Source organism: Specibacter sp. RAF43 (assembly GCF_052114065.1).
Classification (GTDB): domain Bacteria; phylum Actinomycetota; class Actinomycetes; order Actinomycetales; family Micrococcaceae; genus Specibacter.
On sequence record NZ_JBFREA010000050.1, the window covers coordinates 1 to 6580 of the forward strand.

Annotated in this window: 5 protein-coding genes and 1 pseudogene; 3 read left to right on the forward strand and 3 right to left on the reverse strand. The window is 61.2% G+C overall.

The annotated features are described in order from the left end of the window. The first annotated feature begins 770 nt into the window (after positions 1-770). A complete protein-coding gene (locus tag AB4Y80_RS16680) occupies positions 771-1388 on the forward strand; it encodes an ABC transporter permease (protein ID WP_442215460.1) in 618 nt (205 codons plus the stop codon). Positions 1389-1703: 315 nt separating this feature from the next. Beyond that, complete coding sequence (locus AB4Y80_RS16685) at positions 1704-2042, forward strand: DUF1801 domain-containing protein (RefSeq protein WP_442215461.1); 339 nt, start codon at positions 1704-1706, stop codon at positions 2040-2042. Between the two features lie 1509 nt (positions 2043-3551). On the opposite strand, the pseudogene AB4Y80_RS16690 reads toward AB4Y80_RS16685, so the two are convergent. After that, positions 3552-3737 (reverse strand): annotated as a pseudogene (locus tag AB4Y80_RS16690) (sigma factor); the annotation flags it as partial. Positions 3738-4282: 545 nt separating this feature from the next. Then, positions 4283-4579 (reverse strand): hypothetical protein, encoded by a 297-nt coding sequence (locus AB4Y80_RS16695; RefSeq protein WP_442215462.1) that lies wholly within the window; start codon positions 4577-4579, stop codon positions 4283-4285. Between the two features lie 151 nt (positions 4580-4730). Between AB4Y80_RS16695 and AB4Y80_RS16700 the strand changes: the two genes are divergently transcribed. After that, a complete protein-coding gene (locus AB4Y80_RS16700; RefSeq protein ID WP_442215463.1) occupies positions 4731-5288 on the forward strand; it encodes a response regulator transcription factor in 558 nt (185 codons plus the stop codon). A 474-nt stretch (positions 5289-5762) separates the two neighbouring features. Here AB4Y80_RS16700 and AB4Y80_RS16705 read toward each other — a convergent pair. Then, the coding region (locus AB4Y80_RS16705) for a hypothetical protein (RefSeq protein ID WP_442215464.1) at positions 5763-6580 on the reverse strand (818 nt) is incomplete at its 5' end.

Genomic DNA, 6580 nt, shown 5'->3' on the forward strand with positions numbered 1-6580 from the left:
CGCGGGTCTTTGCTGCTTGTAAGGGCCGCCACCAGCGTGGCCCCCAGTGCGGCGTTGAGCTGGCGCACGACCTCGCGGATGCCCAGGCGTGCGGTGCCCGCGAACCCGGCGTTCTGGATGGTTGAGATGCTCATGACATTCCTTGATTAGGGGTGGCTGCTGTTTCAACTCTATCCCGACAGGACCAGTTTTACCACCAAAAAGCCACAGGAATGCCAACGGGGCAATACTGGTCACTTTGCTTTGGCGGGGGCAGCAACAATGAAAGCAGCGAGCAGTGAGTGGCCAGAAGGACTGAATCGAATAAACCAGCCCTCAGCATTGTGGAATCCGGCCTGTTCTTCAATGGTCACGCATTCGTCCTTCAATGAAAATCCGCGAGTGGCAATTGGTGGGAGCCTGGGTCTCGCACGGTCCAAGACAAGCCTCTCGTGCGGAACAACGGCTGACGGCAGATCGTCAAGATTAAACCACTCAAGCGCTGACGCCTTGTCGGGCCCCATTATCCGGGGCTCGCCCCGCCACCTTGTACATTCGAAAAAAAATCAATCCACAAAGCCGACCAGGACCAGGCCGGACCCGGGGCCGAGGGACTGCCCGGGTTTCGCTCACTCTCGGGGCTTAGTGTTTCCAGGCGGCCTTGAGACCGGTATTCCTAGTCTCAAACTCGATCGGGTTAGCCGGCCAAGTCGGCTTCTGCGGCGTTTCCGGTGGTAGGTTTTCCCAGGTCACGTGAAGTCACTGAGTGCGGGATGAGCTGACTCTAGGCCATGCGACGGCTCACTATTCAACCGGCGCCGACATGTGTCCCACTCAGCGTCAGATCACCGGTCACTCCACCCGACGGGTCCTATGGGACACCCCAAGAGCTGATAAATCAAAGGTGCCGGTCAGAGCAAAGACTCCGCGTCACCCCGGCACCGACCTGGATGATCATGACCAGCCGCCTCGTCGTCCAAGTGGTTGCCAACCTGGTCGTCTCCATCATTGTCCTCATTGTGGGGGCAGYCGTACATCATCTGGCACTCAACGTGGAACAGTACCTGCTGATCCTGGCCGTGGCCGTCCTGGGCGCGGCCGTGTTCCTGGGCATCGGGCAAGGACTTGTCGGCCTAGTCCGCTCCACCAGTGCCATCAACGCCCTCAGCCGGCTCCTCATGGCAGTCTTGATGCTCCTGGGCGTGCTCGGCGGGACCGGGATGCTGGGCGACACTCTGCAAACCATCGCCGACTGGTCCCCCGTCGGAGCCTTGATGACCCTCTTTGCCACCGTGCTGAACCAGACCGCATGGAACATCGACGACACCTACTCCCTTTTGGCGTGTGTCGGGTACATCATCGTGTTCGCCTACGTTGGAATCCGCTTGTTCCGATGGGAAACCCGTTAACTCCCACAAAAACAATCCTTTCCACGAGAAGTTCTGCCTGCGGGCATCGCAATTCACGTCGTCGTGTGCAAGGGTGCGTTGCCCGCGGCGGCCAAGAATCGCTCGACTGCATCGTCCACGGCGAGCCTGCCATATCGACGACGTCGCGCTCAGCCGAGCCGAATTGCGGATTACCTCGATTAGGTCGTATGCCTCGACTACCGCCGCTCCGGCGACATAGGCTTGGCACCGTCGCCGGTCGCAGGTGCGCTTGATGGTTCACTGGAGATAGCTACAACAATTGCCCGACAACAACCTGAAGGAGGCCTGAACACAATGTTCACGAAGAAGGGGGACGCAGCCGTTCTCACCAAACTCAGTGAAGCGCCCGCACCGTACCGGGAGATTGGAGAACGCCTGCATAGCATCATTCGGGAGAGCGCGCCCTCGTTAGAGCCGATCGTACGCTGGGGACTCCCGTTCTATATGAAGGACGGCAAGGACATCTGCTACATCAAACCGGATAAGGACTTCATCGCGTTCGGCTTTGGCGAAGTTGTGAACCCCGCACGTGAAGAGGGCGCCCACATGCACCCGGTCGCTTGGACCATCACCTCGCTGGATGCCGTGACGGAGGCCAGGATTCGCGCGCTAGTCGAGAAAGCGGTTGCCTGACACGAACCCGTCCCACGCGGTGGGCGCCGGCCGTGTGCAGAGCGAGCACGTGCCGGTGTTTGACCGGGGGGTGCTTTAGCTGTTTCCGCGCAGCCTGACTACGAGTCCTGAGCGGGCGGATTCGAGGATGTCCGGTGCCATGGTGTGCTGCCTCCTGCCGGATAACGGGGATATCACGCTGTCGCCAGGTAGACAGGACCGGCATGAGGACGCCTTCAATTGCTGGCTCCAGGCTCCTATCAGGTCACGCCCTGCACGGCGACAGTGTTTGTTGCTGCCCGATCGCCGGGCTGACAGATCAACGCAAGGCAACCCAAGGGCCAACGAAAACACCGGGCGGCCCCAAGCGCCAAAATGCACGACACCAGCAATGACCATGAGCTTCTGACTCTCTTTCGTCATGTCGGGATATGGCCCGAACGGGACTCTTCTGGGGCGTGGTGCGGGGGGATCGGAACGTGCGCTGGGAGCCCGAGCGCAGGTCCGGTTCCCGAGGATTGACATGTCATGTGCACATTGGATAATTACCCTGTGGAGAGCCAGTCGATGTCGTTACTTCTGCCCATCATGGTGGGCGGGCTCCTGGTAGGCGTTGCCGGATGGGTGTTCCGGGATGCCCGGTCTCACGAAAAGGAGCACCGACCTGTCGCCGCCACCGTCTTGGGGCTCACGGTGGATAGCTCGGCCGTTTGGGCCGCGCTCTGTCTGGTGATATTTGCGGTGGCGTTCCCGCTCTACCTCCTCGCCCGGCGAGCGAGCGGCTGAACCTGCCTATTACAGCGCCGCCGTGTACAGGGCGAGCGTTTCGCGTGAGAGCCACCCACTGTGCAACCGTCCGGAGCGCTTCCATCTGGCAAGGGTGAGATTGTGTGTTTCGTTCAAGGTTCGCTGAACTGTCGCAGTGACGAATTTCTCGACGGCATCACCACGGAGTGCACGGCGGTCCGTCCCGACGGTTGGCCGCAGCGAGCGAAGCTATCATCCAACTGATAATTGAGCACGACTCCGATGCCTTCTAAGACTTTCACACGTCATAACGCAATTGCTGCATTGGCACCGTCGTTCGGCCCTGGAAGGCGTCGGCGTGGGCCACGGGCCAGGCCCCGGGCTCGGCGTCCTCAACAAACGTGAGATCTTGCTGCATCCGCTTTTGCCAAACACGCCACCGGACCGTGAAAGACGGAAAATCATTTTACGTTCAAGCGTCCCAACGCTCTTCATGTCAAGGAATTTGCGTCCTGCGTCCACGCCAAATTGGGATCTGGTCCACCCCATCAAAAGCCCCGGTGCGGACCTGGCGGCCCATCTGGATCGATCTGTTGGGCGACCATGGCCCTCTCGGCGAGCACGGCCTCGGTGGTTTCCCCCGAGCGCCATCCCCGCCGCCAAGCTCAGATCGGCGCATGAGGGGTCACGGCCGAGGCGCTGGGTGAGTTCGGGGCGGACTTGTCGGAACTTAAGACGTGCTTCTTGAATGGTTCTGGGCGGTCGCACCACCCAGGAATGGTCCCGGAAGTGACGCTTGAGTTCGCCGGTGATAGTCGGCACGGCATAGGCCAGGAAGCCATGGTTCCCCGGCTCGCGATACCTTCTGGCCGCCTTCACGGGACCTAGCCTGGCTACCTGCTGCAAGTCTTCGGCCTCACACCCCTGGGCGCGATAGCGGCGTGAGAGAGAATCGGCGAGCCCAGGTATTGGAGCACCAGCTGATCAGCGTTAATGCCCGATCCCGTGGCAGTGACCACTTGCGCGAGCYGGACGCCCGAGGGAACAGGGTTGRGTTCGATGCCTTTGTCGACTGAATCCTCTAAGGCCATGCCGGGTTTCGGGCCAAGCAATGGAGCAGCGGTTCTGGTGTTTCCGTTCATGGGAGGTCCACACCCTCCCTGGACGCCCGCCTTGTGGCCCTTGCGTCCTTTTGAATGCCTACCTYCGTCGGGCTCGGAGTTCGGCCCGGTCCATGACAGCGAGTCGCTCGGCAGGAATGGGGTATCCACCCCAGCGGCGGTCGTCACACGGAAGGGAAACCGCTTCGGCGGGGAACGTCCTGTGACGGTGCCGGCCGGAGGCTACAGCCCACACCACGTGGACCTGGCTGCCCTCGCGGGCAATCAAGTATCCGTGAATCTCGATGCCCGCATCGCTGATCACAACTTTCGCGGCCGTGGCCTGCGGGCCAGCCGATAATCGGGCCAGCACCGGCACAGTCTGGAACGAAGTGGCCTGTTGGTTGGACGTCGTCATTTTTCGACCAACACGTCTCCATCAGCCACGTGAATCGACTCTAGCCCCGCTGGGTTTGGCTTGCCCCGGCCAATGAGTGCCGGTCCCTCACGGCGCAACGCCGCCACAATGGCTTGCTCGCGCCGGCTCAGGGTCGCGATGCTGCAAGGATTTAAGGTACTTCTGTGTTCGTCCTCGATCAGGGCTAGTTGCACAATCAGTTCCCTCACAGTTGCCTGGCCGAGATCGTCGCCCGCAGGCGTGGCGCTGTCTATGGTTTGGGTTAAAGTCATCCCCGAAGCATATTTCTCCAAGAGGGTTACCTTCTTCACCCCTAGGGGTGGACTTGACTGTCCTCAAGTGCCTTACAGTTGGGGAGTGGAAAGCCTTCGCGTCGCACTGGTAGACGACTATGAAATCGTGCTTCGAGGGCTGGAGATGATGCTCCGCTCCTATGGAGACAGCGTGGAAGTCATAGAACTTGACCTCAATCGCACTGTGGACACGCCTGTGCATCTCACGCTCTACGATACGTTTGCCGCGACCCCGGCAGACGGTGCGGACGTCCATGAACTGGCGAGCAATCCGCTTGCTGGGAAGGTAGTGGTCTATTCTTGGGACTTCGAGGAAACCCGGATCCAAGCTGCACTGGCCAACGGCGCCAGCGGGTACCTGTCCAAAGGTCTGCCCGCGGCTCAACTGGTCCGCGCGCTCCACGACATTCACCGGGGCGAAGGCCAAGTCTTCCAAGGACCCGGCGGCCAGGCAAAATCCAGCCTAGGCGATTGGCCCGGCAGGGAGGAAGGGCTGACCCAACGGGAGGCCGAAGTGCTCGCACTCATCACCCAAGGCCTCGGTAACGCCGAGATAGCAGACAGGGCCCGGCTATCAGTCAATACCGTCAAGACCTTTATCCGTAGCTGCTACCGCCGTATCGGTGTCACCGACCGCTCGAACGCCATCCTCTGGGGTCTCGACCACGGATTCTTTCCCGACCACAAACGCGTCCGGCCGCGCCAATGAGAAGGCACCCCCACTAGGGGTGGCTTCAGAGGGGGAATGAATCGCGCACTGACCGCTTGTGGAGTCAGATAGGGAACCTTTAGCGGGCGGCTGAGGGACACCCGAGGAGATCCGGGGTGAGTTCCCGGATAGTGACAGCTCCGATTCCTGCCGTGGTGGCGAGCAGCTCGGTTGTGAGACGTCCGAGCACGTCGGCAGCGCCGTCTTCGCCCCCGGATGCCATTCCCAGCTACGCCCGTGGGAACACTTTTTGAAGTTTTGGAACAACAGGAGGCTCAATCCGCCTCTGACCTGCTGTAAAACGATGCTCGAGGTGGGACTCGAACCCGGGAAAGCTCCCTGCAAATACTGCAAAGCTGGGGCGGTATCCCACACACGGCTGATCTAACCATTCAACTTCGTTGGCAGTCTCCGCACGGTCAATTCAACCAGGAGGAGCGTATGGGTCTAGGCGGATACGACTCCAGTCGGGGCCTACTCACCCGTGCGGCGGCGCCGGGATGTGGCGATGCCAAGCAGAGAACCGAGCAGGACAAGCAGAAATCCGATTGCGCCGACTTGAAACACGTTTTCACCAGCTCCCGTCGTCGCCAGCTCCGGTTCCGGCTGAGCAGAAACCGCGTTGGCGACGATGAAGACCGGGGTTTCGAAATATATGGGGGTCAGCGAAGGGCGCATTCCTGCGGCGACGATGGTGTGATGCCCCTCAAAGTCAGATGGGATCTGCAGGTGGGCCACAGCGGTACCGTTGCCGTCGGCCGTGGCATGTCCAAGGACTAGCGGAGTGGAATAGATGCCGAACGTGACGGGCGCGTGGGGTGCGAAACCCATCGCCGTCGCAGTGAACTTTCCGCCTGGCTGAATGCTAGATGGGACCCCAAACAATTGTCCAGACGCGACAGGCTTTGTCGTTGGTAGGGACACTTCGGATATCACCCCGGCGGTGACGGTGAGGGTCGCGGTACCGGTGGCGGTGCCGTTCGTGCCGGTCACGGTGTAGCTGCCCGGGGTTGTTGTCGTGCAGRCGGCGTCCTCGCAGGTGATACCGGYGGGACCGGTGAACTCGGTGRCGGCGGTGACATCGCCCAAAGAGTTGCCGAAGGAGTCSAAGCCCTCCGCTGTGAACGCCCGGGTGCCACCGGCCACGATCGTCCCTGTGGCGGGGGCGAGCACCAGGTGGTGCAGGGCGCCGGCGGTGACGGTGAGGGTCGCGGTACCGGTGGCGGTGCCGTTCRTGCCGGTCACGGTGTAGCTGCCCGGGGTTGTTGTCGTGCAGACGGCGTCCTCGCAGG

Coding starts and splice junctions, on each gene's coding strand:
- AB4Y80_RS16685 (WP_442215461.1), top strand. CDS start 1,704: ATGTTCACGAAGAAGGGGGACGCAGCCGTTCTCACCAAACTCAGTGAA.